Origin of the sequence: Novosphingobium sp. Chol11, assembly GCF_945870625.1 — a bacterium.
Lineage (GTDB): Bacteria > Pseudomonadota > Alphaproteobacteria > Sphingomonadales > Sphingomonadaceae > Novosphingobium.
The window spans coordinates 15,638-39,118 of record NZ_CAMBTS010000010.1 but is presented as its reverse complement, the minus strand read 5'-3'; the positions used below and the strand labels follow the sequence as shown (position 1 = coordinate 39,118).

Here is a 23,481-nt window from a genome sequence, read left to right as displayed (position 1 = left end):
GCAGTGCCGATCAGCTGCCGTTCGGGCCGGTTCCGGTGGGTGCGCCGCCGCCCTGACCGGCTCCGGGAAGTGCCCCGACCGATCCGATATTTCCGAACAGATCCTCAAAGAAGCTGCGGTTGCGCCCAAGCGTCGCGGTTTTGTGGCCGTCGGGATTGATCCGCGCGACCTTTTCCATGCCGCCGCGTTCTACGCTTGTTACATTGCCCTTGGCATCGAAATTGATTGTCAGAACGGTTTGCGCGCTGGTGCGCGGTCGCGCAAACGGGCGCTGGCGGGTATCGACCGACACATAATACCACGTCGGCTTGCCGAACTGGCTCTTGAACGTGGGCTGGCCCAACGCGCGCTCGACCGAAAACCGGTTGTCCACCCCCGGCTGCACCGTGTTGGTCAGCGCCGGGTCGATCAGGTAGCCGCGGTGGTCGCGGATGTTTGCGCAGCCAGCAGCCGATACCGCCAGCCCGAGCAACGCCGCTGCTGTCGCTGCTTGCTTCATCTGAGCCCAAACGCGCATGCATCACTCCGCATCAAAAAACCCGCCCCATGGGGGCATTTGCCAAACCGCCCCTTTGTATCGCGCGGTCGGCATAGTATCGCGGCAAGCCATAAGGTCCAAAGCGCAATCCCGCAATGGCAGGCATGCCGCCGCTTGGCGAGAGGCAGTTTGGCGAGAGGTTGGCACATTCTCGCTTGACCGGACCGTGCACGTAAAAGGATCACCGCCCATGTCGCTTTTCGCCCGGCTGCTGAATCGCTGGCAGGATGCCAGGAACGACCTCCAGCGCGATGACCGCGCCGCGCTGCGCGAATTGTGGCACCGTGTGGTCGAAATCGCGCGCGAAAAGGAATGGTACCGCGATTGCGGGGTCGCCGATACGCTCGCCGGACGTTTTGACATGATCACTCTGGTGCTCTCGCTGGTCTTGCTTCGGATGGAGCGCGAGACCGAGCTGATCGCGCCATCGGTGCGCCTGACCGAACTTTTTGTGGAAGACATGGATGGCCAAATGCGCGAGCAAGGCGTGGGTGCGGATGTGGTGGGCAAGCACATGGGCAAGTTGATGAGCACGCTGGGCGGACGACTGGGAGCGTACCGCGATGGCCTCTCCAGCGGCGAGGCGGCGATGGTCGAGGCCGTGGCGCGCAATGTCTCGCTGCTGCCATCGGCGCCGCCGCTGGCGACGGCGCAGCGCGCCCGCGCTTTGGCCGCAGGCCTCGCGCTGGTCCCCGGATACCGCGTGCTGGCCGGAGAAATCGGCCGGTGAACGCGCCTGAATTCAGCCTGATGATCGACGTGCGGCAGATTCTCGAAGCGCCCGTGGTGATCGTTCCGGACAAAGTGGCGCGGCGCCGACTCGCGGCGCGGTTCGGCCTTTCGCACATCACCGCGATGCGCGCTGAGATCGCCCTGTTGCGCGCTGGAAACGTGGTGAACGCCTCGGGGCGGCTGAACGCCGATGTGATCCAGCCATGCGCGATCTCGGGCGAAGACTTTCCCGTCCGTATCGACGAGCCGGTGACACTGCGCTTCGTGCCCCAAGTCACCGCGCTCGTGCCCGACAAGGAGATCGAGATCACCGCCGCAGATTGCGACGATATCGAGTATGACGGAACCGCTTTCGATCTGGGCGAGGCTGTCGCACAGTCGCTCGCGCTGGCCATCGATCTCTTTGCCGAGGGGCCCGGCGCTGCCGCGTTCCGCGCCAAACACGGTCTGGACCAAGCCGCTGCGGCCGGGCCGTTCGCTGCGCTGGCCGCGCTGCGCAAGGCGGATTGACCTTGGCGAACAGCCCAGTCGCGCGCGCCGGCCCGTCGCCAACCCGCAGCGGCTACCGCGATCTCAACCAAGGCCCGATCCTGCGCACTTTGCTGATGTTTTCAGCGCCCACGCTGGCTTCCAACATTCTCCAGTCGCTCAGCGGATCAATCAATTCGATCTGGGTCGGGCACACATTGGGGCCGAATGCGCTGGCGGCCACGGCCAACGCCAATGTGATCATGTTCCTCGTCTTTGCGACCGTGTTCGGCTTTGGCATGGCCGCGATGATCAAAGTCGGCCAGGCTTTTGGCGCGGGCAATGTCGCCGCCGCGCGGCTCACGTTCGCCAACGCGCTCACGTTGTGCACCGGCTTGGCCCTGATCATCGCCCCGGCCGGATGGTTGTTTGCGCCGCAATTGCTGCGGGCAATGGCCACCCCGCCCGAAATCTTTCCGCTCGCGCTCGTTTACCTGCGCGTGCTTCTCATCGGGCTGCCGCCCGCCATGGTGACGCTGATCATCGGCATGGGCCTGCGCGGTGCGGGCGATGCCGCCACATCGCTGCGCTTCATGGTCCTTTCGGTGGTGCTGGACACTGCGCTCAATCCGCTGCTCATTCTGGGCATCGGGCCGTTTCCCCGCCTCGGGATTGCAGGCTCAGCGCTGGCCAGCACGCTTGCCTCGATCACCGCGATGGCCGCCATGTTGCTCTATGTCTATGCGCGCAATTTGCCCGTGCGGCTGGGCTGGTCGGAAATTGGCTTCCTCCGCCCGCGCCTCGATGAAATGCGCTTCATTCTGGGCAAAGGCTTGCCGATGGGCGCTCAAATGCTCATGATCGCCGCCGCTGGCCTGATCATGATCGGCCTCGTGAACCGCGAGGGAGCGATGGCCAGCGCGGCATATGGCGCTTCGCTGCAGGTGTGGACCTATCTGCAGATGCCAGCGATGGCGATTGCCGCCTCGCTCAGCGCCATGGTGGCGCAGGCGCTTGGCGCGGGGCTGACCGACCGGCTCGATAAAGTAACCCGAGCGGCGCTGATCCTTCACTTCGCCATCACCGGCGCGATGGCCGTGTTGCTCGCCGTTTTCGACCGGTCGGTGATGGAACTGTTCCTCGGCGGTCAGGAACAGACGGTGATGCTAGCCCGCCATATCCAGCTGCTCGCCAGTTGGAGCTTTATCATGTTCGGAATCACCGTCATGCTGTTCGGCGCGATGCGTGCTGGCGGCGTGGTGCTCGTCCCGCTGTTCGTCATGGGCACCGCGCTTTATCCGGTTCGGCTGGGTTTCTATGCCTTAGCCTATCCCGCAATCGGCGCAGACGCGATCTGGCTGGCCTATCCGGTTGGCTCGTTTGCGGCGGTGGCGATGGCGGCTTTGGCCTATCACCGCCCCGAATGGCGTAAGCGGGCGCAGATTTTGCCGAACACCGCCGGTTCGGAAGAAACCAGCGCCGATGGCGATTGCGCCGGTCGCATGGCCCCGCAAGCATGACGCCTTAGTGATCGCGATTGGGCTGGGTCAGCCCTTAGCGTGATTGCGCGCGCCAGCGCTGGACGGTGCGCTCCACCGCCATGTCTTCGCCGCCGGAGCGGCTCCACAGTTCCGAGAACGACGGATCGGCCGAAGCCGGGCGCAGATTCATCTCAAGGTCATCAAACGAAACGCGGATAGGGATTGAAACGCCTTCGCCGCAAATGATGCATTCGCGGTTGCGCAAGGCCGGGATCGCATCGAGAAACCCGCGCGCGCCCTCGGGCATGGCCGCTTTCACAAACGCCTGATCGCGTTCATTGTTAAGGCGTATCGCAATGATCGTGCCGCATTGCGAAAGCACGCCCTCGGCAAGGTCTGAGGGGCGCTGTGTAATCAGACCCAGCGAAACGCCATATTTGCGGCCCTCCTTGGCAATGCGCGAGAGGATCCGGCCAACCGACGAACCACTGGCGGTCTTTTCATTGGGCACATACCGGTGCGCTTCCTCGCATACCAGCAAGACCGGGCGAGTCTCTTCATCGCGCGCCCAGATTGCATAATCGAACACCAGTCGCGACAATACGGCGACGACGGTCGAGGTAATCTCGGACGGCACGCCCGAAACGTCGATGATCGAGATCGGCTTGCCAAATGCGGGCAAACGAAAAACCCGGCCGATGAATTCGGCCATGGTGTCGCCCACCAGCATGCCGGAAAACATGAACTGATAGCGCGGATCGCCCTTGATCTCTTCGATCTTGCTGCGGATGCGCTGATAAGGGACCGAGGTGTTCCCCTTGTCGAGCCGGCCCATCTCGTTTTGCAGGATATTGGTCAGATCCGAGAGCAAGTAAGGGATCGGCGAATCGACGGTGATCTTGCCGATCTGCTCGGCCAGACGGTTTTTCAGACGGGCCTGAAGAATGCACTTGGCAAGAATATCGGAATCGACCTGGCGATCGGTCCCGGTCGAGGTCAGAAATACCTCGCAGTGCTCCTCAAAATTCATCAGCCAATAAGGCATTTGCAGGTTCGAGACGTCGAACAGTTGCCCGGTGTGGCGAAAGGCCTGCATATACTCGCCGTGGGGATCGATCATCACGATGTGACCCTCGGGCGCAAGCTCGCAGATCCGGTGCAGGATCAGCGCGGCGCTGGTCGATTTGCCGGTGCCGGTGGAACCCAGCAACGCAAAATGCTTGCCCAGCAGAGCATCGACATAAAGCCCGGCGCGGATGTCGCGGGTGGGGAAAACCGTGCCGATGGTAATGTTTGTCCGGCCGTCGCTGGCATAGATTTGCCGAAGATCAGGGCTGGTTGCCGGATAGATCGCTGAGCCGGGCACCGGATAACGCGTCACGCCGCGGCGGAAACCATAGATCCGGCTGGTCAGGCGCTCTTCGTCGCCTTCGCCCAGAAAGTCGATCTGGGCGATGATCACGCCCTCATTGCCAGCGGCCATGTCCTGCCGCTGGGTGCGCACGCTGGCCAGCAGCCAGCCGTTGCCAACACGAATTTTGATCTGGCTGCCAACCTGCCCGGACAGCGAGATCGACGGATCGGTGTCCGCCATGCATTCATCCAGCCGCCGCAGATCAAGCGCGATCGCGCTGCCGGCACCAGAAACTTCAAGCACATAGCCGATCGGACGGCGCGCATTGTCCGACTTGGGGCTTGGTCCGGCCTGCGCAGCGTGTTGAACGGCGGGCGCAGCGCCATTGGCTGCGAGGTCGGCGGGACTTGCCCGCCCCGCCCCGTCATACCCTTTGGCGTTCATGTCAGACATCGCTGCAAAATCCCTCCGCATCATGCGGTCCTCATCTGCAAGGGATTAAGCGATGCTGGTTAAATACTGGCTAACATTTCGTATGAAAGCCCAGATCAGAGATCAGATTAGAACCCAGATCAGACTAGCGCGAAAAGGCGGCCTGCAATCCAGCCCATGCCTACCGAAATGATCACGGCAAAAAGTCCATAATAGAACCCGTATTGATCCGCGCTGGCAGCAACGAAACGCTCGAAGCCTTCTTTACGGACGATCACCCGCGAGATCGCGGACGTGACCACGCGGCCTTTGCGGATGGCGAAAGTCTCAGCAGTGTAGGTTCCGGTCTGGACATTGGAGGGCAACGCGATCCGCGCTTGGTAAAGCACCTGACCGCTGATCTTCACGGCCCCTTCGTTTTGTTGATAGAGCCCCTGGCGGCGCATCAGATCGACCAGCCCCCTCGAAAAGCGCTGCTGTTCCTTAGGGTCGATCACGCCGATCGGCGAAAGCTGAAGCCAGCCAAGGCCAAGTTCATAGATCGCAGCAGTCTTGTCATCGACGATCTTCTTGATCGGGCGGGATGAGGCGACGGCAAAGAAACTTGGCGCAGAGCGGAACTGGGTGCTCGCGGCATTGACCCAGACGCCGGCAATCTGCTGCTTTTCGCGCACAATGATCGAGCGCACTGGACCCTCGAGCAAGACGACGATGTCGTATTCTTCGGCCGCGCGCGCGCCTTCGGGGGTCAGGATCGCGCCAAACAGCAAAAGATCGGCGCCGGTAAAGCCCTGCCTTACCTGAATTTCATGCTCTGAAATTTCGGGCACGAGAATGGGATTGCGCGCGCCGCCAAGCGCTGCGCACGCGAGCATCAGCGCCATGAGCCGCAACGCAAACCTGTTTCCTCTTGGCCGCATCACTGCGTGATCACGGTGTAGATTTCGTCAGGCCGATAGCCCAGTCCCAGCGCGAGCCGCATGGCGACCGCCAGAACCAGCGCAGCCAGAATCAGCCGCAGCACCTCGGGCTTCGCCTTCTGCGCGAACTGCACCCCGATCTGCGCGCCGGTGACGGAGCCAATGAGAAGCAGCACCGCGAGCACCAGATCGACCGCGCGGGTGGTCAACGAATGCATCATCGTCGTCGCCATGGTGACAAACAGAATTTGAAACAGCGATGTCCCCACCACCACGTTCACCCCGATGCCGAGGATATAGAGCATGGCTGGCACCAGGATGAAGCCGCCGCCGATGCCCATCAACATGGTCAGGATGCCGGTGAAAATGCCCAGCATCAGCGGCGCCAGCGGCGAAATGTAGAGGCCGGAGCGATAAAACCGCCAGCGCAGCGGCAGGCTCGCCACCAGCGGATGGTGTCTGCGTTTGCGCGGGGGGACCACCGCGCCGCTGCGCTGGAGGCGCAAGGTGGTGATGCTTTCGTAGGCCATCAAACCGCCGATCCCGCCCAGTAGCAGAACATAGAGGATGTTGATCACCGTATCGATCTGCCCCACCGCCTGCAGCAAGCGAAACAGCAAGGCGCCGATGCCCGTGCCGATAATCCCTCCCGCCACCAGCACCGCGCCCATCTGGTAATCGATGCCGCCGCGCCGCGCATGGGCAAAGGCCCCGGAAACGCTGGCCCCGGTGACCTGACTTGCCGCCGAGGCCGCGGCGACGGTCGGCGGCACCCCATAAAAGATCAGCAAAGGCGTGGTCAGAAAGCCGCCGCCAACGCCAAACATGCCCGACAATAGCCCGGTCAGCGCCCCCAGCCCGACAATGACAAGCCCGTTCACCGCAAGATTCGCAATGGGAAGATAAACGTCCATGTCGAAATGCAGGCTAGCCCCCAAGAGTGCGCTTGGGAATGCCGGGAAACCGAATTTTTGAGCTGCTTGTCTCGGCGCGCGCAAATCCGCGCTCCGATCAGAATCCTGCAGACAGCGTCAGCACCGGCCCGGAACCTGGCGAAGCATTCCCCGCCATGCGCTCGCGCCAATCGAGCGCAGCGCGCACCGGCAGGTTTCCAAGCCGCGCACGCAACACAGCGCGCGGCCCCATATCGAGCCGCGCCGCACCGCGCTGCCCCCCGGTCCATAGCCCTGCGCCAATGTCCAGTTCCGCTTCGGAGCCAAGGTTCAGCACGGCGCGGGTCGCGGTTGCTTGCGCATCGAAAAAGCCTGCCGCATCGCGCCCACCGACAAACCCGGCCTGACCATACACTTCGCCCACCGCGTCAAACGGCAAGCGAAATGGCGCAAGTTCGCTGACCACGGCGGCGGCTGGCCGCAAGCGCAAGGTATCGCTGCCTTGTTGCACCCTGCCCTCGATCAGGCCGACGACCGGGATCTTTGGGAACGGTCGGAGCGCGGCGCCCAGCGCCGCTTGCCGGTCCTGAATGCTTGCGCCAATCGCCCCGGTGGCGCGCAGATAAAGCTGGCTGCGCACGGCGCTTTCAGGTTTCAGATCATAGCGGATTACCGCGCCAAACTGGCTAGACCCATAAGCCGCCGGCATCGCCGCGAGGGCCGGCGAGCCGCCACTGGGCCGCAAGAGCATCCAGCCATCGGCAGACCAGCGCGCGCGGCGCGGCGCGGCCAACGCCATGTTCGTGCTCTCGATGGGAGAAGCGGTGGCAGGCAGAAGGCTGAACGGTTGCCGCTCAGGCAGTTCGGATGCGAGCATCACCCCCCCTTGCCCCTCTCCCTCTGTTGGCGGGGAGCCAAGCAACCAACGCGCAGACGGCGCAATCTTAGCGTTTGGGGGCCACGTCTTTGCCGCGGCAACGCCGATCTTGGACCGGCGGAAAGCACCGCGCAGGACGGGCCAAGCGCCTGCCTGCGCCGCAGGCAAGGTCGCTGGCGCTGTTGCAATGCTGGCTGCGCGACAAGCAGGCACTATACAAAAGGCAGCCGACTTGGCTTTCTCCATCCCGGCGTTTGCGGCCACGACACCGACGATCGCAATTCTGAGCGCGATCCAGCCGATAAGCACCGCAGCCAGCACGATCAAGGGTTGCCCCCTCCGTCCCATCCGCGGCCTGTCAGCGAGGGTGGCTTTCACCCCACGCCAGCCAGCGTCGGGTGACCGATATGCGCAGTGTGATCCCATGTTACCCGCCCGGAGCGCAGTGCGGCCAGATAAGCGCCGAACGCCCGGCGCCCAGCCATGATGGCGATCACATTGGCCAGTGGCATGCGCAAGACAGCCAGAATGCCCTCGGCAAAGCCATACTCGCGTCCGGTGAAAAGCGCGCGCGACGCCGCGCGCCATAGCAGTGCGCCAAAGTTGATCACGAGCAGAACGCCCAGCGCGGGGCCGACCGGCTCTGGAACATAAAGCCCCATGAGGCGCGCTGTCAGCAAAAACGGAAAAAGCGCGATCAGGAGATAGGCGGAAGCCAGCACAATGGCGGTCATCGGCCCACGCCGGTCGCGCAGCCGCATCCATAGCTCGAGCGGATGCGCGCTCCAACCCAGTCGGTCCCACCCCTGAAAGGCGATGCCATGAAGCCAGCGCGTCTTCTGGCGGACCGACGATCCCAGACTTGCCGGGAAAAATTCGCGCGTGGCGATGAGCTGTCCCTGTGCGTCACGCATTCTGAGGAAGCGGGTGCGCCCACCAGCTTCGCCGATCAACAGGCCGCATTCATAATCTTCGGTCAGGCATTCGGCCGCAAACGGATCGCTCGATCCGCGCTGCGCCGCGATGGTTTCAATCACGGTGCGCGAGAAGGCGCAGCCCACGCCGGCGGCGGGCAGGCCCACCCCCAGCCAATCGCGCACGACCATCGCTTTGGCATGCGATTCGGCGAATTCATCGCAATAATGCCCGGCGATCCAGCGCGATTGGCGCTGCGGCTCAGGCCGCACAGGCAGCTGCACAAAGTCCGCATCGTCCAGCCCGCGATCGAGCAGCGCCAGCCCCGCTGGATGAACCATATCTTCGGCGTCGTGCAAGATCACGCTGCGCGCGCGAAAACCGCCGCGACGCTCATCATCGCACAGCGCCGCATAAAGCCGGTTGAGGCAATCCGCCTTGGTTGTCGGCCCGGCGCGGTCATGAATGACGATGCGTAGCCGCGGATCGCGCGAAGCGGCAATCATGGCCTGCAGCGTTCTGGTATCGTTGCGGTAGCACGCAGCGTAGATCCGCAGCTCCGCCTGCGGCCAGACCCGCAGGCAATGGGCCAGCATCGCCCCCACAACGGCGGATTCATTCCAAGCCGGCACGAACACTGCGGCCATGCCGCGCAGTGGCGCATCGGTATCGGCAGGGGCACGCCCGGTGTGAACCTGTCCGGTGACACGCAGCCAAAGCCACAGAATATCGACGCCAAGTTCATCCAGCGCGCCAATCGCGAACCAAACCGCACAAAAGAGCAACAGCTCGTACTCGGCATGAGCCAGCCATTGGAAACCGGTGACAACCGGCATAATGATCGCGCCCCCGCGTGCCTGGCCCCCGTTTGATAGCGCCAAGTTCCAACGCGCAGTGTATGCGCACGATGCGTTTGCAAGCAATGACCAAGAACCACCAGATGGTTCGAAAATGGCGAGATTCCAAAGGAAAAGGATCGATGGTGCGGAAGTTTATGCAAAGCGAGGCGGCGCCCGGGCTGGCGCTGATGGCCTGCGCTGCGGTAGGCTTGGTGCTCGCCAATTCATCGGTCGCGCCCGGTTGGCACGCGGTATTGCACGATCCCATGCCATGGACTCCGATTGCGAGGCTCCATTCCTTGCATGAGTGGATCAACGATGGCCTGATGGCGCTGTTTTTCTTTGTCGTTGGCCTCGAGATAAAGCGAGAAATCCTGATCGGCGAACTATCGGAGCCAAAGCGCCGCCGCTTGCCAGTTATCGCGGCGATTGCGGGAATGGCGATGCCAGCGGCGATCTTTGTTGCCGTTACGCAAGGGCACAACGATCTTCTTCGCGGCTGGGCCATCCCTGCCGCGACCGACATCGCGTTTGCCATGGGGGTGCTGGCGCTGCTGGGGCCGCGCGTGCCGCGCTCGATCCGCATGTTTTTGCTGACTGTCGCCATCGTCGACGATCTTGGCGCGGTGGCAGTCATCGCGCTGTTCTTCACCGCGTCGCTGGATATGCTGTGGTTAGGCGGCGCATGCGCGGTGTTTGCAGCAATGGCGGCGATGAACCGGGTCGCGCTCGGACACCGCGCACTCTATGCGCTTCTGGGCGGCGCATTGTGGTTCGCGGTGCTCCATTCGGGCATTCATGCCACAGTGGCGGGCGTGCTGGCTGCGTTCACCATCCCTTTGGCGCTGGACCGCAACGGAGACAGCATGCTGCTGCGGTTTGAGCACGCGCTGGTCCCGGTGGTCGGCTTTGCCATCGTGCCGCTGTTCGGCCTCACCAACGCGGGCGTTTCGCTGGGTTATGGCGGATGGTCCAGCTTCGGTCAGGCCTTGCCGCTGGGCATCGCGCTCGGCTTGTTCTTCGGCAAACAGCTCGGGATCGGTCTGGCGGTGCTCGCCTGCGAGCGGCTCGGCGTCGCACCGCGCCCTGAGGGTGCGGGCTTCGGGCATATCTGGGGGATGGCGCTGCTATGCGGGATCGGCTTTACAATGAGCCTGTTTATCGCAGCGCTGGCGTTTCCGGCGCAGCCGGACCTTGCTAGCGAAGCCAAGCTGGGCGTGCTTGCCGGATCGCTCCTATCGGCGCTTTGCGGCGGCTTGGTCCTGCGGTTCGCGCCGCGCCCGGCGGCGCTCAAACCTGACTGAACACGCGCAAAAGCGCCCTTGATGCCAGGTCCGGGGAACACCAGATAGCTTGGCAAGTTTCAGACAGCTCTTGCACCGAAGGAAACATTCTTATGTCGAGCGACAACGCCACCAAGGCCCTGATTGACAGCCTGAACGGCCTTTTGGCCGATTATTTCGCGCTTTATCTGAAGACCAAAAACTATCACTGGCATGTCACCGGGCCGAATTTCCACGATCTGCACTTGCTGTTTGACCAGCAATCCGCCGAGCTTTTTGCGCTGACCGACATCATCGCCGAGCGCGTGCGCAAAAACGGCGGCGCGACCCTCACTTCAATCGGCGTGGTGCAGGCCCACAGCGTGATCGAAAACGACGATCGCAGCGGGCTTGCCGCCGCCGACATGATCGCATCCCTGCGCGATGACAACGCCAAGCTGGTCGAGCGAATTCGCGCCGCAAAAGCTGCGGCCTCCACCGCCGGCGACAACGCGACAGAAGGCATGGCCGACGATTGGACCGACGAAGCCCAGAAGCGCGTCTGGTTCCTCAGCGCCTTGCTCGGCTGACGGGCTGAAGAATACTTGGCACCCCCGGGTCAGAAGGGCATTTCCCCCTGACCCGGCGGGCTGGACGGCTCTGGCGCATCGCCGGCCAGCCCTGAAAGCGAAAGGCCCATCAGCCGAACCGGCTGCGGCAGCGGCAACACGGCCTCCAGCAATTCGCGCGCGACCTGCTCAAACTGGCGCTTGTCTGCGACGAATGCAGGAAGCGAGCGCGCCCGCGTCATCGCTTGGAAGTCGATGAACTTGAGCTTGAGCGTCACTGTCCGCCCTTGCGCGCCGCCGCGTTCGATGCGCTCCCACACCGTATCGATGGTCTGCTCCAGCGCCGCGCGCAGCGCCGGGCCGGAGGAGATGTCGCGCGCGAAAGTGCGCTCGCCGCCCACCGATTTACGCGGCCGATCGGCCCGCACCCGCCGCAGATCGATGCCGCGCGCCGCCCGATAGAGATAATCGGCCTGGCTGCCGAAATGGCTGCGCAGGAAGGCTAGATCCTTGGCGGCGAGATCGGCGCCGGTGGCAATGCCCAGCGCGGCCATCTTCTCCGCGCTGCGCGGCCCCACCCCGTGAAACCGCTTGACCGGCAGCCGCGCAACAAACGCCGCTCCCTCGCCCGGCCGGATCACACACAGGCCATCGGGCTTGTTTTCGTCGCTCGCCAGCTTGGCCAGAAATTTGTTGTACGAAACCCCGGCGCTGGCGGTCAGCGCGGTCGCGGCGCGAATCCGCTGGCGAATAAGCTCGGCGATCCGCGACGCCGAGCCGATGCCGCGGATATCGGCGGTTACATCGAGATAGGCTTCATCCAGCGAAAGCGGCTCGACATGCGGCGTATAGTCCAGAAAGATCGCGCGGATCTGCTGCGAAACCGCTTTGTAGACATCGAACCGGGGCCGGCAGAAAATCAGTTCGGGGCAGAGCCGCGCCGCGCGCACCGAAGGCATCGCCGAACGCACGCCAAATGCGCGCGCCTCATAGCTGGCCGTCGCGACCACGCCGCGATCGGACGAGCCGCCGACGGCCACCGGCCGCCCCCACAGCGAGGGATCGTCGCGCTGCTCCACGCTGGCGAAGAAGGCATCCATATCGACATGGATGATCTTGCGGAACCCCGCCGCAGTCTCTTCATCCTCGCTGTCTGCATGGCGTCGCGCGCTGTCCATCGGCGCAAGCTATCCTATTTCGCAGTGCAACATAAAGCACTGTGAACTGCGCCGACTTCTGCTTATAGCCGGGGCATGGCAGTTATGAGTGATGCAACCCCGGCCCCGATCATGGGGCAACGCGAATTTGTGGCGCTGATGGCCATGATCATGGCGCTGCAGGCTCTGGCGATCGATGCCATGCTGCCCGCGCTCGCGCAGATCGCCAGCGATCTGGATGTCGCCGATCCGAACCGCCGCCAGTTGGTGGTCGGCGTGTTTCTGGTTGCAGGCGGCCTTGGCGCGCTGGTTCCGGGCGCACTGGCCGATCGCTATGGCCGCCGCCCGGTGCTGCTTGTCAGCCTCGCTTGCTACATCGTGTTTTCGCTCGGTTGCGCCGTTGTGCAGGATTTTACTGCGCTTCTGGCGCTGCGTTCGGCGCAGGCGATCAGCAGCGCGGGGCTTTCCGTTCTGCCCAGCGCCATCATCCGCGATCGCCATTCGGGCGATGCCATGGCCCGCATGATGTCGACGATCTTCGTGATCTTCATGCTGGTGCCGATGATCGCCCCATCGATGGGGCAAGCGGTGCTGCTGTTCGCTGGCTGGCGCTGGATTTTCGTCATGCTCGCGCTGCTCTCGCTCATGGTCATGGTGTGGGTCGCAATCAGGCTGCCTGAAACGCTGCGCCCCGAATATCGCCAGCCGATCCTGCCGATGACCATTGCCTCCAACATGCTGATCGCGGCGTCGAACCGCTCGGCGTTCGGCTATGTGGTGGGCGGCGGGCTCACGTTTGCGGCCTTGCTCGGCTACGTCAATTCCTCGCAGCAGCTGGTCGGGGAGCATTTTGGCGCAGGCACCGCCTTTCCGCTGATCTTCGGCGCGACCGCGCTGGGCATGGGGGTTGCCAGCTTTTTCAATTCGCGCATTGTCGAGCGTTTTGGCGCGCGCCGCGTTTCGCATGCGGCGCTGTTCGCGTTCATCGCGATCAGCTCGCTACAGTGCGTTTTGGCCTACAGCCCGCACGAGACGCTGCTGCAATTCATGCCGGTTATGGCGATGAATATCTGCATGGTGGGGTTTATCGGTGCCAACTTTGGTTCGATCGCGCTCCAGCCCTTTGCCCATATGGCAGGTGCCGCCGCGTCGGTGCAGGCATTCCTGCGCATGGCCGGTGGCTCGCTACTCGGTTTATTGATCGGCCTCGCGTACGATGGCACCGCGCGCCCGCTGGCGCTGGCGTTCTTGCTCAGCGGAATTGTCGCGCTGCTGGCCGTGCTGTGGAGCGAACAGGGCAAGCTGTTCCGCCGCCTCACACCGCCGGGTGTAGACCGCCCGGTGGTTGTCCCCGAGGCGCACTAATTTGCCAGCGATATGGCCTCTAGCGAATGCCCAGCCGATGCCAGCCGCAGCCGCTGGCCCTGACGCTCGATTTGGGGCGCACCGGCCAGCAACGCATTGACAGCCTGCTCCTGGCTCATGATCTGGCTCGCGCAATACATCTGGGTCGCCATCACGGACGCTGCAATCATGCGCCCGCCTTCCAGCCGATAGTCGCCGCCGATGGTGTTGCATCCCGCGCTGGCACTGAACCGGTCGCGCTCGAATGTCATCCGCGCGGCCTCTGGCTTGTCCGGCGCAAGCCCATCGATGGCGGTCAACCGCCACCGCGTGCCAACCATCGGCGAGCCGCCTTCGGCAGCAGCCGAAGTGCAACCCGGCATTGCCAGCGCAAGGCCGAAAAGGACGAGGAGGGAAACCTTGCGCGACATGGCGGCTGACATACCCCCACTTGTCTTAGTGCAGGCTTAACCGCCGATGGTGGCCAGTACCTCGTAGGCCAGCACGGCGGCGGCAATCGCGGCATTGAGGCTGTCGGCCTGCCCCTTCATCGGCATCGTGACACGCAGATCGCACGCCATTTCCATCGCTTCGGGCAGGCCGCGTGACTCGTTGCCGACCATAACAAAGCACGGGCTTTGATAAGGTGCGCCGCGATAGGGCTGCGCCTCGCGCAGCGATGCTGCCACGAGTTGCCCGCCCGCGCCCTGCCGCAACCAGCCGATGAACTCATCCCAGCGGGCCTGCGCCAGATGCTGCGTGAAAATCGCGCCCATGCTGGCGCGCACGGCCTCTACCGAGAACGGATCGGCGCACTCATCGATCAGGATCAGCCCGCCTGCGCCAACCGCGTCGGCGGTGCGCAGCATCGTGCCCAGATTGCCGGGATCGCGCATCGCCTGCGCCACCAGCCAGATCGGCGCACTCATGCGGTCTATGCGCTCCAACGCGGTATCCCATTCGGCATAGACCCCGGCGACCGCCTGCGGATTGTCCTTGCCGGTGACTTTGGCGAGCAGTTCGATAGGCAGTTCGATAACATCGCCGCCGGCATCATCGACCGCGGCTTCGAGCGCCTCCACCAAAGGATGCGCCTCGCGCCGTTCGGCCATCAGCAGGATTTCGGGGATGCGGCCATTATCGCGCGCATCGGTGAGCAGACGCAGACCCTCGGCCAGGAACTTGCGCTCCTGCTTGCGGTGTTTCTTCTCCCGGAGCGAACGCACGAATTTGACCGTGGGGTTGGAAAAACCCGTGATCGTGCGGCGCGTCATCGGATTGTCCGAGACTGGGTCAATCTTCGCCAAACCCATCCTTGACGAGCCCGGCCAGCTTCAGCAGCACGCCTTGCGCATCTGCGCCGGTCACCGCGATCTCGATGCGATCGCCCTTTGCCGCGCCAAGCATCATGAGGCCCATGATCGAGCTGCCATTGGCCTCGAACCCGTCCTTGCTCACCTTGATGATGAGCTCTTCGGGCAGCTTGGCCACCGCGTTCACAAACTTGGCGCTGGCCCGTGCGTGCAATCCGCGCGCGTTAACGATGGTGATGACCTCGCGGGCCATGTTTGCAGGATCGAGCGCACCTAAAGCCGATTCGGTTTCCGCTCCCTGCTCCGTCATATCCTATGCGTCCTGTCCCAGAAATTCCGATGCAATCGTGATGTAGTTGCGCCCGGCATCGCGGGCCGCCGCCGTTGCTTCGCGCACCGTCATGCTCGCCCGCGCCTTGGCCAGCCGGATCAGCATCGGCAGGTTGATCCCGGCGATCACTTCGACCCGGCCCGCTTCCATCAGCGAAATAGCCAGATTTGATGGGGTGCCGCCAAACAGGTCGGTGAGGATGATGACACCCGCGCCGCTATCGACCCGCCGGATGGCATCTGCGATCTCGCGGCGGCGCTTTTCCATGTCGTCGCTTGGGCCGATGCAGACGGCCGCCATATCAGGCTGGCGGCCCACAACGTGTTCCATGGCGTTGATAAATTCGACGGCGAGCGCGCCGTGCGTCACAAGGATAAGACCGATCATCTGGGAATCTGGCTCCGAAAGTCAACCTGCCGGTATGCGCCAGCCACACCAGACAATCCAACGGAGCGCAGTCTGCTCCCGCCCGAAACTCTGGTGGCCAAACGCTCTGTCTTCCAGAACACACCGATCCCCATTTTTTATCATGCTTATCGGGCAACCTTTCTCCGGCCACCGCGCGCAATCATGTCTGCGCGCCTTCGATCATATCGGCCGCGCGCGAGGCAAGATTGCGATGCAGCAATGTGGGCGAAAATCCGTGCGTGCGCAAGGCGCTTGCGATCTCTTCTGCCATGAACACGGAACGGTGCCGCCCGCCGGTGCAGCCAAAGGCAATGTTGACATAGGCTTTCCCGTTCGCCTCAAAGCGCGGAAGCAGCATCACCAACAAGTCTCGGATACGCTCGAAAGCCTCGGAAAATACCGGATCCTGGCGGATATGGTCGCCCACCGGGGCATCCATCCCGGTCATCGGGCGCAAGGCGGGATCCCAATGCGGATTGGTCAGAAATCGCATATCGAACACCAGATCAGCCAGCGGCGGAGTCCCGCGCGAAAAGCCGAAACTGCTAATGGTGACCGTTGTGCGGTGCGGCGTAATCGCGGCGAATTGTTCGCGGATCGCCTGTTGCAGATCGTTCACGGTAAAGTCGGTTGTCGAAATGACGACGTCGGCCCAGCGGCGCAGCGGTTCGAGCAATTCGCGTTCGGCGGCAATGCCGATGGCGGCGGGCTTGTCCTCGCTCATCGGGTGGCGGCGGCGGGTCTCGTTGTAGCGGCGGGCAAGTTCGATCCCCCCGCAATCGAGAAACAGGGTGGTGACGATCAGATCGGCGCGCTCGGTCAGCCGCTTGACCCGTTCGATCGTGCGCGCCGGATCGAACCCGCGCGTGCGCGTATCAAAACCGATCGCCAGCGGCGAGCCGGCATCGAGCTGGGCCGAGCCCGGTTCGGTCTCCAGCAGTCGATCGAGCAAGCGGATCGGGAAATTGTCGATGGCTTCCCAGCCCATGTCTTCCAGCGTGCGCAACACCGTGGTCTTGCCCGCGCCGAGAACGCCGGTGACCAGCAGGATACGTTGAGGCTGTTTCTCCGAATCGGGCACCATCAGCCGGGTTTGCGCCGAACCCATGACGATGGAAAGCCCGTAAGCATCCGCCGCGGCACCGCGAGGGGCGCAACCGTCCCATCAGCGCACAGCTGGCAGCTCAAATCCATCCCCGCCTGCGCCATAATGGAGCAGCGCCAGTTCGGCGCGCAGCGGCAATTGCGGGCTGTCGGGCCACAGCCGGATGAGCGGCAATGCATGTCCGGCCCGCACTGCGGCTTCGGGGCCGGTGATGAAGCGCGGTGCGGCGCGGTCGAGCACGATCACCAGCGCAACTGGCACAGCGGCGGCGGCGCAGGCCATGTCAAGAATGCCCAGATTGCGCACTTCGATCTTGCCCGCGATGGTGGGAGGCGGGCTGGCGAGCAGCGCCTGTCCGTCCCTGTGCAGCAGCACGCCATCATCGCCCACAAGCTGCGCCCCGCGATCGATCAGCGCCAGCGCCAGGCTCGATTTGCCGATGCCCGGCGCGCCCTCGATCAAAACGCCGCGCTCCCCGATTGCCACGCAGGTGGCCTGCCATTGTTCCGCGGGCTGGTGCGCTGTAAGGGGCGCCCAATCGCGCTCGCTCGGGCTCATTTCTCGTCCTCTTCGGCCATCGGCAGATCGAGCACAAGCACCGCGCCCGGCCCGCCGTCCTTGCGATCCGCAATGGTCAGCGCGCCGTCGTGTGCCTCGGCGATGGTGCGGGCGATCGCCAGCCCAAGGCCGCTATGCGCGCCAAAGGCTTCGTTTGCCGGACGCACCGAATGAAAGCGTTCGAACACCCGCGTGCGCTCGCTGTCTGGAATGCCGGGCCCCTGATCTGAAACCGTGAGCCACACCCGGCCGCCATCGGCGCGCACCGCGACTTCGACCACGCCGCCCGGCGGCGAAAAGGAAACCGCGTTGTCGAGCAGATTTTCCAGCACGCGTTCTAGTTGCAGCGCGTCGCCCAGAACGATGCTCGTCCCGCCGCCGAACGCAAAGCGGATATCGGCGCCGGTCTGCTCCGCCCGCATCCCGCGCGCGCCCACAACGGCCTGCGCCGTCTGCGCCAGATCAAGCGCGGCAAACGGCACGCGGGTAAGCTCGGCATCGATCCGGCTCGCTGCGGCGATTTCGGTGATCAGGCGGTCGATCCGGCGCATATCATGCGCGGCAATCGCCGCAAGTTGCCGACGAAGCTGCGGGTCCTCGACCTTGTCCATCGATTCAAGCGCGCTCGAAAGCGACGCCAGCGGATTCTTCAATTCGTGCGCCACATCGGCAGCAAAGCTTTCCACTGCGTCGATCCGCTCTCTCAGCGCCGTGGTCATGTCTGAAAAGGCGCGCGCGAGCAGGCCGATCTCATCGCCGCGATCAGGCAGGCGCGGCACCACCACCGCGCGGTCACGGCCCAGCCGGACCCGCACCGCAGCGCGCACCAGCACCCGCAGCGGCTGGACAATCGTGCGCGCCAGAAACAGCGACAGCTGGATGGAGAGCAGCAGCGCAAAGCCCACGATCAACGCCAGCGTCTGGCGCGCATCGCGCACCGACTGGGTGACGTCGATGGCATTGCGCATCGTCAGCAGCATCTCGCCCTTGCTGCCAACCGGAATGGCGGCGGTGATGACGGGGGTGCGATCTGGCGCAAAGCGCAGTTCGACTTCGGCATGCTGGCTCGAACGCGCCCGTTCGATCTCCGGCCAATTGGCCGCAGCCGGTTGCGGCAGCGCGCGGAAGCGCTCGATCGGGGGCGTACCCACCACAAACTCAACCGCGCGATCAAGCCAGCGCGCGGCAGTCTTGAACCATGGCTCGTCGGTGGGGTCGACAAAGGCAAACGGCGGTGGGGCGAGCGCAAAGCTATCGGCGATCAGCCCGCCCTTGGCGCTATACAGCGTCAGCCGCAGCCGCTGCGTCGGCCCGATCTGGGCCAGCAACGCACGCTGCTGCGCGATCTTTGCGCCGGCCAGCGCAGCGGCGGCGATCTCCGCCTCGGCGCGCGCGAGTTTGAAACGCTCTTCGAGCAGCTGGTTGCGGTAGCTGTCGAGATAGAAAAACCCGCCCGCAAGCAGCGCCAGCGCGATCACGTTCACCGCAAGGATGCGCACCGTGAGCGAGAGCCCGCGCGTGCGCCAAACGCGGCGGCGCGAAGCGAACCGCGTGGTCAAACGCGGTGGCGGGGCATCAGGAATCGGCGAAGGAATATCCGGCCCCGTAAAGCGTATCGATCCCGGCGAACTGCGGATCGGCGAGGCGGAACTTGCGGCGCAGACGCTTGATATGGCTATCGATCGTGCGATCATCGACAAAGACATCATCGTGATACGCCGCATCCATTAGCTGGTTGCGCGTCTTGACGACACCGGGACGCAACGCCAGCGCCTCAAGGATCAGGAATTCGGTAACCGTCAGCGAAACTGGCTTCCCATCCCATTCGACCGCATGGCGCGCCGGATCGATCAGCAACCGCCCCCGGCGGATCGGCTCGGGCAGCGCTTCGATCGGGCCCGGTCCGGCAGGATCGCGGCGCGCAATCTCGGTCCGGCGCAGAATCGCGCGGATGCGGGCGATGAGCAGCCGCTGGCTGAACGGTTTGGTGATGTAGTCATCCGCGCCCATCGCCAGACCTTGCGCTTCCTCCGCTTCATCATCCTTGCTGGTCAGGAAAATGACCGGGAGCTGGCTCTTCTCGCGCAAGCGCCGCAGCAATTCGTGCCCGTCCATCTGCGGCATCTTGATGTCGCACACGGCAAGATCGGGCGGATTATCGAGCAGCGCTTTGAGCGCTGCGGAGCCATCATAATAGAGCCGGGTGGCAAAACCCTCGGTCTGCAGCGCGATCGACACTGTGGTCAAAATGTTGCGGTCATCATCGACCAGCGCGATTGTGGAAGGTGGCTGGGAAGCAACTTGGGGATTGGCAGGAGGGGCCTCTGGCCCCGCGCCTGATATCGCCGATCCTGCTATCTCTGGCGGAGTAAGTGTCACGGCGATCTTCCGGTCTGCCAGCGGCAAGATTGCCATCCCTGCTTGTGCCCCCGCAAATGATGAATAGCGCCTGGCACACGCGCTGGCAATCACCCCGCCTGCTCCCCGACCGCTGGTTGCGCCCCATGCACTTTGCTGCGCAAAAAAACTTCTTTGCTTTGCGCAGTTTGACGCCGCAATGCGCAGTGCTTATGCGCTTGGCGTCGATTCTATGCATTCGTATTCGAACCTTAACGACTCTGGCGGCAAACCCGGCGGCGAAAAGCCTTTTTCGAAGGCCGCCGACGATCCGCCAATTGGGAGACCTGCCGTGTCTGATAATGCGCTGAATGTTTCGCTTTCGCAGCAGGGTTTTCCCGAGCCGGAGCACCTTTTTGTCAATCTGGGAACGGCGCCGCTGATCGAGCGCGCGATCCACAATGGCGAAGGCATCCTTGCCGCAGACGGCCCGCTCGTGGTTGCCACCGGCAAGCACACCGGGCGCAGCGCCAAGGACAAGTTCATTGTCCGCGATGAGACCACCGAAAGCACCGTTTGGTGGGGCAAGACCAACGTGGCAATGTCGCCGGAGCATTTCGCCGCGCTCAAGGCTGATTTCATCGCCGCGCTGGGCGAGCGCGACACGCTCTATGTCGCCGATCTGTTTGGCGGCAGCCAAGCGGACTACCGCGTGAATGTGCGGGTGATCAACGAGCTGGCCTGGCACAACCTGTTTGTGCGCACCTTGTTGGTCCGGCCGACCGCCGCTGAACTGGCGCATTTCGTGCCGGAATACACGATCATCGATCTGCCCAGCTTCCGCGCCGATCCTGCGCGCCACGGCTGCCGCAGCGAGACTGTGGTCGCGGTCAATTTCGCCGAGAAGCTGATCCTGATCGGCGGCACCGCTTATGCGGGCGAAATGAAGAAATCGGTGTTCGGCATTCTCAATTATCTCCTCCCGACAAAGGGCGTGATGCCGATGCATTGTTCGGCCAATATCGGTCCCGATGGCCATACGGCGGTTTTCTTCGGCCTTTCCGGCACCGGCAAGACCACGCTTTCAGCCGATGCCAGCCGCACGCTGATCGGCGATGACGAGCATGGCTGGTCGGATTCGGCCGTGTTCAATTTCGAAGGCGGTTGCTACGCCAAGATGATCCGCCTTTCGCCCGAGGCGGAGCCTGAAATCTTCGCAACGACCAAGCGCTTTGGCACCATCCTTGAGAACGTGGTGATCGACCCTGTTACCCGCACGCTCGATTTCGACGATGCCAGCCTCGCCGAAAACAGCCGCGGTTCTTACCCCATCGAATTCATTCCCAACACCAGCGAGCAGAACCTGGGCCCGGTTCCGGCCAACCTGATCTTCCTCACTGCCGATGCCTATGGCGTGCTCCCGCCGATCGCGCGGCTCACCCCCGATCAGGCGATGTACCACTTCCTCTCGGGCTATACCGCGCGCGTCGCGGGCACCGAAATCGGCGTGACCGAGCCGGAGGCAACCTTCAGCACGTGCTTCGGCGCGCCGTTCATGCCGCGCCATCCCTCGGTCTATGGCAATCTGCTGAAAGAGCGGATCGCCAAGGGCGGGGTCAAGTGCTGGCTGGTCAACACCGGCTGGTCGGGCGGCAAGGCGACGATGGAAGGCATCAAGCGCATGCCGATCAAGGCCACCCGCGCGCTGCTCAATGCTGCGCTCGACGGCAGCCTGAACAACGCCGAATTCCGCGAAGACCCCTACTTCGGTTTCGAAGTGCCGATTGCGGTGCCCGGCGTCGACAGCAAGCTGCTCGATCCGCGCGGCGCGTGGGCCGACGGCGATGCCTATGACGTGACAGCCAGCGAACTGGTGCGCAAGTTCATCGCCAACTTCGAAGAGTTCGCCGCCCACGTCGATGAAAGCGTGCGTCAGGCAGCGCCAGTGGCTGCCTGAGCGGCAGGCCTGAGCGGCTGACCCTGGCCTAATCCTCAAACCCCACAAACCGGGCGGCTTCGGCCACCGGTTTGCGGTTTGAAACAACGCTATTGGCGGGAAAATCCTCGTCAGGATATCCCATCGCGACGCAGATCATGATCACCTGATCCTCGGCAATCCCTGCATGTTCGCGCACAGCGGGGGATTGCATGATGCCCTGGCTGTTGATCACGCAGCCCAGCCCGCGCGACCATGCCGCGTTGACCAGCGCATTGGTCACCGCGCCGCAATCGAACGGTCCGATGTCGCTTTCCAGCAGCACCCGGTCGTACGTCACCACCACCGAGACCGGCGCATCGAATTGCCGGAACCCGCGCATCACCCAGTCCTGCCGCTTGTCCTTGTCCTCGCGGCCGATCTCCATCACGCTGAAAAGTTGTTTGGCCACTTCGATCTGCCGCTCGCGGTGCGCGCCGAGATAGGCTCCGCCCCGGCGGCCTTCCCGCGAATCGGGCACGCCGGCCAAAGTGCGGCGCGCGTTCTCCTCGCGAATCCGATCAAGCGGTGCGCCGCTGACCACGGTGAAATTCCACGGCTGCGTGTTGTAACTGGAAGGCGCGCGCATCGCGAGCGCCAGCACTTGCTCGATCAACGCGCGCGGCACCGGCCGTTGCTGAAACCCGCGAATGCTGCGCCGCCCCAGCACGATTTGATCATAACTATGCTCACCTGTCCGCGCGTCGCTCATCATGTTCTCTCCCTCTGATCTTTGTTCGATTAGGTAAAAGCGTTACTCGCCCTGAGCCGGTTGTAAGCTTCGACCACTTCCTGCAACTGCCGCTCATAGCTACGATCGCCACCGTTGCGATCGGGATGATATTTGCGCACCATCTGCGAATAGCGCGCGCGCAGCGCCTTGCGATCCGCGTCGAAGCCCAGCCCCATGATCTCGTAGGCACGGCGCTCCTCCGGCCCGATGCCCCGCCGCGCAGCATCCTGCCGGTGGAGCGCATCCTCGCGGCGCATCCGCGCGCGGCGCGCGATCGCATCGAGCGGATCGGCAAAATCGTTCCAGCGCGGCGCGCCATCGATCCCGGCATCGGGGCGAAAGGCGCGCGTTTCGCGCTCCCAGCCTGCCAGCGGGGATTGCGCGGCCATGATTTCCTCCGTGCTCATGCCGGCAAAGAAATCATAGCCCGCGTTGAACTGGCGCACATGATCGAGGCAAAACCAGCGATAATCGCCCGGCCCGTCAAACCCGGGCGAGCGTCCGCCGGGTGCGCGAAATTCGCCCGCAGTGGGGCAACCCGGCGCATCGCAGGCCCTGCCGCTGCCTTCGACGCGGCCGTGAAATTTGTCGTGTCGCATTCTCGCTTTCGCTGGATCGGCCTTTGGCACATGATGGTTCTTTCGCTAAGATGGAAGCCATGACCGGACCAATTGCCCAAGAAATCGAACAAAAGCTCACCACCGCCTTCGCCCCGTCGCGGCTTGCCGTGATCAACGACAGCGCCAGCCACAGCGGCCACCGGGGCGATGATGGATCGGGCGAATCGCACTTCACCGTCGAGATCGAGAGCGCCGCTTTTACAGGCGTCTCGCGGCTTCAGCGCCAGCGCTTGGTCAATGCCGCGCTGGGCGATATTCCTGGCCAGCGGGTACATGCGCTGGCGGTCAAGGCCAAGGCACCGGGCGAATAGCGCCCACCC

At 63.6% G+C, this 23,481-nt stretch carries 25 protein-coding genes; 8 read left to right on the top strand and 17 right to left on the bottom strand.

Features of this window, described 5'->3' with window-relative positions; all coding sequences use genetic code 11:
• Window positions 1-10: 10 nt before the first annotated feature.
• A complete protein-coding gene (locus Q0O40_RS03255) occupies window positions 11-499 on the bottom strand; it encodes an outer membrane protein assembly factor BamE (protein ID WP_295526113.1) in 489 nt (162 codons plus the stop codon).
• Between the two features lie 229 nt (window positions 500-728).
• Here Q0O40_RS03255 and Q0O40_RS03250 point away from each other — a divergent pair, with 229 nt between their 5' ends.
• The 3 genes from Q0O40_RS03250 to Q0O40_RS03240 are packed head-to-tail and all read left to right on the top strand — an operon-like array spanning window position 729 to window position 3,258.
• Window positions 729-1,268: a ubiquinol-cytochrome C chaperone family protein gene (locus Q0O40_RS03250; protein WP_295526110.1), complete on the top strand. Its 540-nt coding sequence runs from the start codon at window positions 729-731 to the stop codon at window positions 1,266-1,268.
• Entirely contained in the window at window positions 1,265-1,780 is a 516-nt protein-coding gene (locus Q0O40_RS03245) for a DUF177 domain-containing protein (RefSeq protein ID WP_295526108.1), read from the top strand. Before Q0O40_RS03250 ends, Q0O40_RS03245 begins: the two co-directional genes overlap by 4 nt.
• A gap of 2 nt (window positions 1,781-1,782) precedes the next feature.
• On the top strand, window positions 1,783-3,258 hold the full coding sequence (locus tag Q0O40_RS03240; protein WP_295526105.1) for an MATE family efflux transporter: 1,476 nt from the start codon (window positions 1,783-1,785) through the stop codon (window positions 3,256-3,258).
• A gap of 34 nt (window positions 3,259-3,292) precedes the next feature.
• Here the strand turns inward: Q0O40_RS03240 and Q0O40_RS03235 are convergent, their stop codons facing one another.
• From Q0O40_RS03235 to Q0O40_RS03215, 5 genes are all read right to left on the bottom strand, one after another.
• Window positions 3,293-5,050, bottom strand: a complete 1,758-nt coding sequence (locus Q0O40_RS03235) for a DUF87 domain-containing protein (RefSeq protein ID WP_295526102.1) — start codon at window positions 5,048-5,050, stop codon at window positions 3,293-3,295.
• A 95-nt stretch (window positions 5,051-5,145) separates the two neighbouring features.
• Window positions 5,146-5,889, bottom strand: coding sequence for a TIGR02186 family protein (locus Q0O40_RS03230; protein WP_295526099.1), 744 nt, complete (start codon window positions 5,887-5,889; stop codon window positions 5,146-5,148).
• Between the two features lie 35 nt (window positions 5,890-5,924).
• Entirely contained in the window at window positions 5,925-6,839 is a 915-nt protein-coding gene (locus tag Q0O40_RS03225; protein WP_295526096.1) for a sulfite exporter TauE/SafE family protein, read from the bottom strand.
• 97 nt (window positions 6,840-6,936) lie between these two features.
• Window positions 6,937-7,695, bottom strand: a complete 759-nt coding sequence (locus tag Q0O40_RS03220; RefSeq protein WP_295526094.1) for a hypothetical protein — start codon at window positions 7,693-7,695, stop codon at window positions 6,937-6,939.
• Window positions 7,696-8,069: 374 nt separating this feature from the next.
• Entirely contained in the window at window positions 8,070-9,446 is a 1,377-nt protein-coding gene (locus Q0O40_RS03215) for a glycosyl transferase family protein (RefSeq protein ID WP_295526092.1), read from the bottom strand.
• Window positions 9,447-9,589: 143 nt separating this feature from the next.
• On the opposite strand from Q0O40_RS03215, the gene nhaA reads away from it, so the two are divergent.
• Window positions 9,590-10,753 (top strand): Na+/H+ antiporter NhaA, encoded by a 1,164-nt coding sequence (gene nhaA, locus Q0O40_RS03210; RefSeq protein ID WP_295526089.1) that lies wholly within the window; start codon window positions 9,590-9,592, stop codon window positions 10,751-10,753.
• Between the two features lie 92 nt (window positions 10,754-10,845).
• Complete coding sequence (locus Q0O40_RS03205) at window positions 10,846-11,301, top strand: DNA starvation/stationary phase protection protein (protein ID WP_295526087.1); 456 nt, start codon at window positions 10,846-10,848, stop codon at window positions 11,299-11,301.
• Between the two features lie 29 nt (window positions 11,302-11,330).
• Here Q0O40_RS03205 and dinB read toward each other — a convergent pair whose 3' ends face one another.
• The gene (dinB, locus tag Q0O40_RS03200) at window positions 11,331-12,458 is read right to left on the bottom strand and encodes a DNA polymerase IV (RefSeq protein WP_295526084.1); all 1,128 of its coding nucleotides are present in this window, start codon (window positions 12,456-12,458) and stop codon (window positions 11,331-11,333) included.
• A gap of 84 nt (window positions 12,459-12,542) precedes the next feature.
• Between dinB and Q0O40_RS03195 the strand changes: the two genes are divergently transcribed.
• Window positions 12,543-13,802 (top strand): multidrug effflux MFS transporter, encoded by a 1,260-nt coding sequence (locus Q0O40_RS03195; RefSeq protein WP_367183711.1) that lies wholly within the window; start codon window positions 12,543-12,545, stop codon window positions 13,800-13,802.
• Here Q0O40_RS03195 and Q0O40_RS03190 read toward each other — a convergent pair.
• The 8 genes from Q0O40_RS03190 to Q0O40_RS03155 all read right to left on the bottom strand — a co-directional run bounded on the left by Q0O40_RS03190 (window position 13,799) and on the right by Q0O40_RS03155 (window position 19,911).
• On the bottom strand, window positions 13,799-14,224 hold the full coding sequence (locus Q0O40_RS03190) for an META domain-containing protein (protein ID WP_295526079.1): 426 nt from the start codon (window positions 14,222-14,224) through the stop codon (window positions 13,799-13,801). The two genes, Q0O40_RS03195 and Q0O40_RS03190, sit on opposite strands and share 4 nt — an antisense overlap.
• A 24-nt stretch (window positions 14,225-14,248) precedes the next feature.
• The gene (locus tag Q0O40_RS03185) at window positions 14,249-15,055 is read right to left on the bottom strand and encodes an RNA methyltransferase (protein ID WP_295526155.1); all 807 of its coding nucleotides are present in this window, start codon (window positions 15,053-15,055) and stop codon (window positions 14,249-14,251) included.
• Between the two features lie 19 nt (window positions 15,056-15,074).
• Window positions 15,075-15,347, bottom strand: a complete 273-nt coding sequence (locus Q0O40_RS03180; protein ID WP_295526152.1) for an HPr family phosphocarrier protein — start codon at window positions 15,345-15,347, stop codon at window positions 15,075-15,077.
• A gap of 60 nt (window positions 15,348-15,407) precedes the next feature.
• Window positions 15,408-15,812, bottom strand: coding sequence for a PTS sugar transporter subunit IIA (locus Q0O40_RS03175; RefSeq protein WP_295526077.1), 405 nt, complete (start codon window positions 15,810-15,812; stop codon window positions 15,408-15,410).
• A 181-nt stretch (window positions 15,813-15,993) separates the two neighbouring features.
• On the bottom strand, window positions 15,994-16,941 hold the full coding sequence (gene rapZ / locus Q0O40_RS03170) for an RNase adapter RapZ (protein ID WP_295526076.1): 948 nt from the start codon (window positions 16,939-16,941) through the stop codon (window positions 15,994-15,996).
• 57 nt (window positions 16,942-16,998) lie between these two features.
• Window positions 16,999-17,496 carry an HPr kinase/phosphorylase gene (locus tag Q0O40_RS03165; RefSeq protein WP_295526073.1) on the bottom strand — a complete coding sequence of 166 codons (498 nt, stop codon included), beginning with the start codon at window positions 17,494-17,496 and terminating at the stop codon, window positions 16,999-17,001.
• The gene (locus Q0O40_RS03160; RefSeq protein ID WP_295526070.1) at window positions 17,493-19,055 is read right to left on the bottom strand and encodes an ATP-binding protein; all 1,563 of its coding nucleotides are present in this window, start codon (window positions 19,053-19,055) and stop codon (window positions 17,493-17,495) included. Before Q0O40_RS03160 ends, Q0O40_RS03165 begins: the two co-directional genes overlap by 4 nt.
• Window positions 19,056-19,071: 16 nt before the next feature.
• A complete protein-coding gene (locus Q0O40_RS03155) occupies window positions 19,072-19,911 on the bottom strand; it encodes a response regulator transcription factor (RefSeq protein WP_295526067.1) in 840 nt (279 codons plus the stop codon).
• A gap of 274 nt (window positions 19,912-20,185) precedes the next feature.
• Between Q0O40_RS03155 and Q0O40_RS03150 the strand changes: the two genes are divergently transcribed.
• Window positions 20,186-21,790, top strand: coding sequence for a phosphoenolpyruvate carboxykinase (locus Q0O40_RS03150; RefSeq protein WP_295526149.1), 1,605 nt, complete (start codon window positions 20,186-20,188; stop codon window positions 21,788-21,790).
• Between the two features lie 28 nt (window positions 21,791-21,818).
• Here the strand turns inward: Q0O40_RS03150 and Q0O40_RS03145 are convergent, their stop codons facing one another.
• Window positions 21,819-22,523 carry a nitroreductase gene (locus Q0O40_RS03145; RefSeq protein ID WP_295526064.1) on the bottom strand — a complete coding sequence of 235 codons (705 nt, stop codon included), beginning with the start codon at window positions 22,521-22,523 and terminating at the stop codon, window positions 21,819-21,821.
• A 26-nt stretch (window positions 22,524-22,549) separates the two neighbouring features.
• Window positions 22,550-23,140: a J domain-containing protein gene (locus tag Q0O40_RS03140; RefSeq protein ID WP_295526061.1), complete on the bottom strand. Its 591-nt coding sequence runs from the start codon at window positions 23,138-23,140 to the stop codon at window positions 22,550-22,552.
• A gap of 50 nt (window positions 23,141-23,190) precedes the next feature.
• On the opposite strand from Q0O40_RS03140, the gene Q0O40_RS03135 reads away from it, so the two are divergent.
• A complete protein-coding gene (locus Q0O40_RS03135; protein WP_295526059.1) occupies window positions 23,191-23,472 on the top strand; it encodes a BolA family transcriptional regulator in 282 nt (93 codons plus the stop codon).
• The last annotated feature ends 9 nt before the right edge of the window (window positions 23,473-23,481 follow it).

Bases quoted from the DNA above. Each gene is read 5' to 3' on its own strand.
- Q0O40_RS03205 (WP_295526087.1), top strand. From the start codon at position 10,846: ATGTCGAGCGACAACGCCACCAAGGCCCTGATTGACAGCCTGAACGGC.
- Q0O40_RS03225 (WP_295526096.1), bottom strand. From the start codon at position 6,839: ATGGACGTTTATCTTCCCATTGCGAATCTTGCGGTGAACGGGCTTGTC.
- Q0O40_RS03235 (WP_295526102.1), bottom strand. From the start codon at position 5,050: ATGATGCGGAGGGATTTTGCAGCGATGTCTGACATGAACGCCAAAGGG.
- nhaA (WP_295526089.1), top strand. From the start codon at position 9,590: ATGGTGCGGAAGTTTATGCAAAGCGAGGCGGCGCCCGGGCTGGCGCTG.
- Q0O40_RS03220 (WP_295526094.1), bottom strand. From the start codon at position 7,695: ATGCTCGCATCCGAACTGCCTGAGCGGCAACCGTTCAGCCTTCTGCCT.
- Q0O40_RS03250 (WP_295526110.1), top strand. From the start codon at position 729: ATGTCGCTTTTCGCCCGGCTGCTGAATCGCTGGCAGGATGCCAGGAAC.
- Q0O40_RS03230 (WP_295526099.1), bottom strand. From the start codon at position 5,889: ATGGCGCTGATGCTCGCGTGCGCAGCGCTTGGCGGCGCGCGCAATCCC.
- Q0O40_RS03155 (WP_295526067.1), bottom strand. From the start codon at position 19,911: ATGGCAATCTTGCCGCTGGCAGACCGGAAGATCGCCGTGACACTTACT.
- Q0O40_RS03255 (WP_295526113.1), bottom strand. From the start codon at position 499: ATGAAGCAAGCAGCGACAGCAGCGGCGTTGCTCGGGCTGGCGGTATCG.
- Q0O40_RS03140 (WP_295526061.1), bottom strand. From the start codon at position 23,140: ATGCGACACGACAAATTTCACGGCCGCGTCGAAGGCAGCGGCAGGGCC.
- Q0O40_RS03190 (WP_295526079.1), bottom strand. From the start codon at position 14,224: ATGTCAGCCGCCATGTCGCGCAAGGTTTCCCTCCTCGTCCTTTTCGGC.
- Q0O40_RS03180 (WP_295526152.1), bottom strand. From the start codon at position 15,347: ATGGCCCGCGAGGTCATCACCATCGTTAACGCGCGCGGATTGCACGCA.
- rapZ (WP_295526076.1), bottom strand. From the start codon at position 16,941: ATGGGTTCGGCGCAAACCCGGCTGATGGTGCCCGATTCGGAGAAACAG.
- Q0O40_RS03185 (WP_295526155.1), bottom strand. From the start codon at position 15,055: ATGACGCGCCGCACGATCACGGGTTTTTCCAACCCCACGGTCAAATTC.
- Q0O40_RS03165 (WP_295526073.1), bottom strand. From the start codon at position 17,496: ATGAGCCCGAGCGAGCGCGATTGGGCGCCCCTTACAGCGCACCAGCCC.
- Q0O40_RS03175 (WP_295526077.1), bottom strand. From the start codon at position 15,812: ATGATCGGTCTTATCCTTGTGACGCACGGCGCGCTCGCCGTCGAATTT.
- Q0O40_RS03215 (WP_295526092.1), bottom strand. From the start codon at position 9,446: ATGCCGGTTGTCACCGGTTTCCAATGGCTGGCTCATGCCGAGTACGAG.
- Q0O40_RS03145 (WP_295526064.1), bottom strand. From the start codon at position 22,523: ATGATGAGCGACGCGCGGACAGGTGAGCATAGTTATGATCAAATCGTG.
- Q0O40_RS03135 (WP_295526059.1), top strand. From the start codon at position 23,191: ATGGAAGCCATGACCGGACCAATTGCCCAAGAAATCGAACAAAAGCTC.
- Q0O40_RS03195 (WP_367183711.1), top strand. From the start codon at position 12,543: ATGAGTGATGCAACCCCGGCCCCGATCATGGGGCAACGCGAATTTGTG.
- dinB (WP_295526084.1), bottom strand. From the start codon at position 12,458: ATGGACAGCGCGCGACGCCATGCAGACAGCGAGGATGAAGAGACTGCG.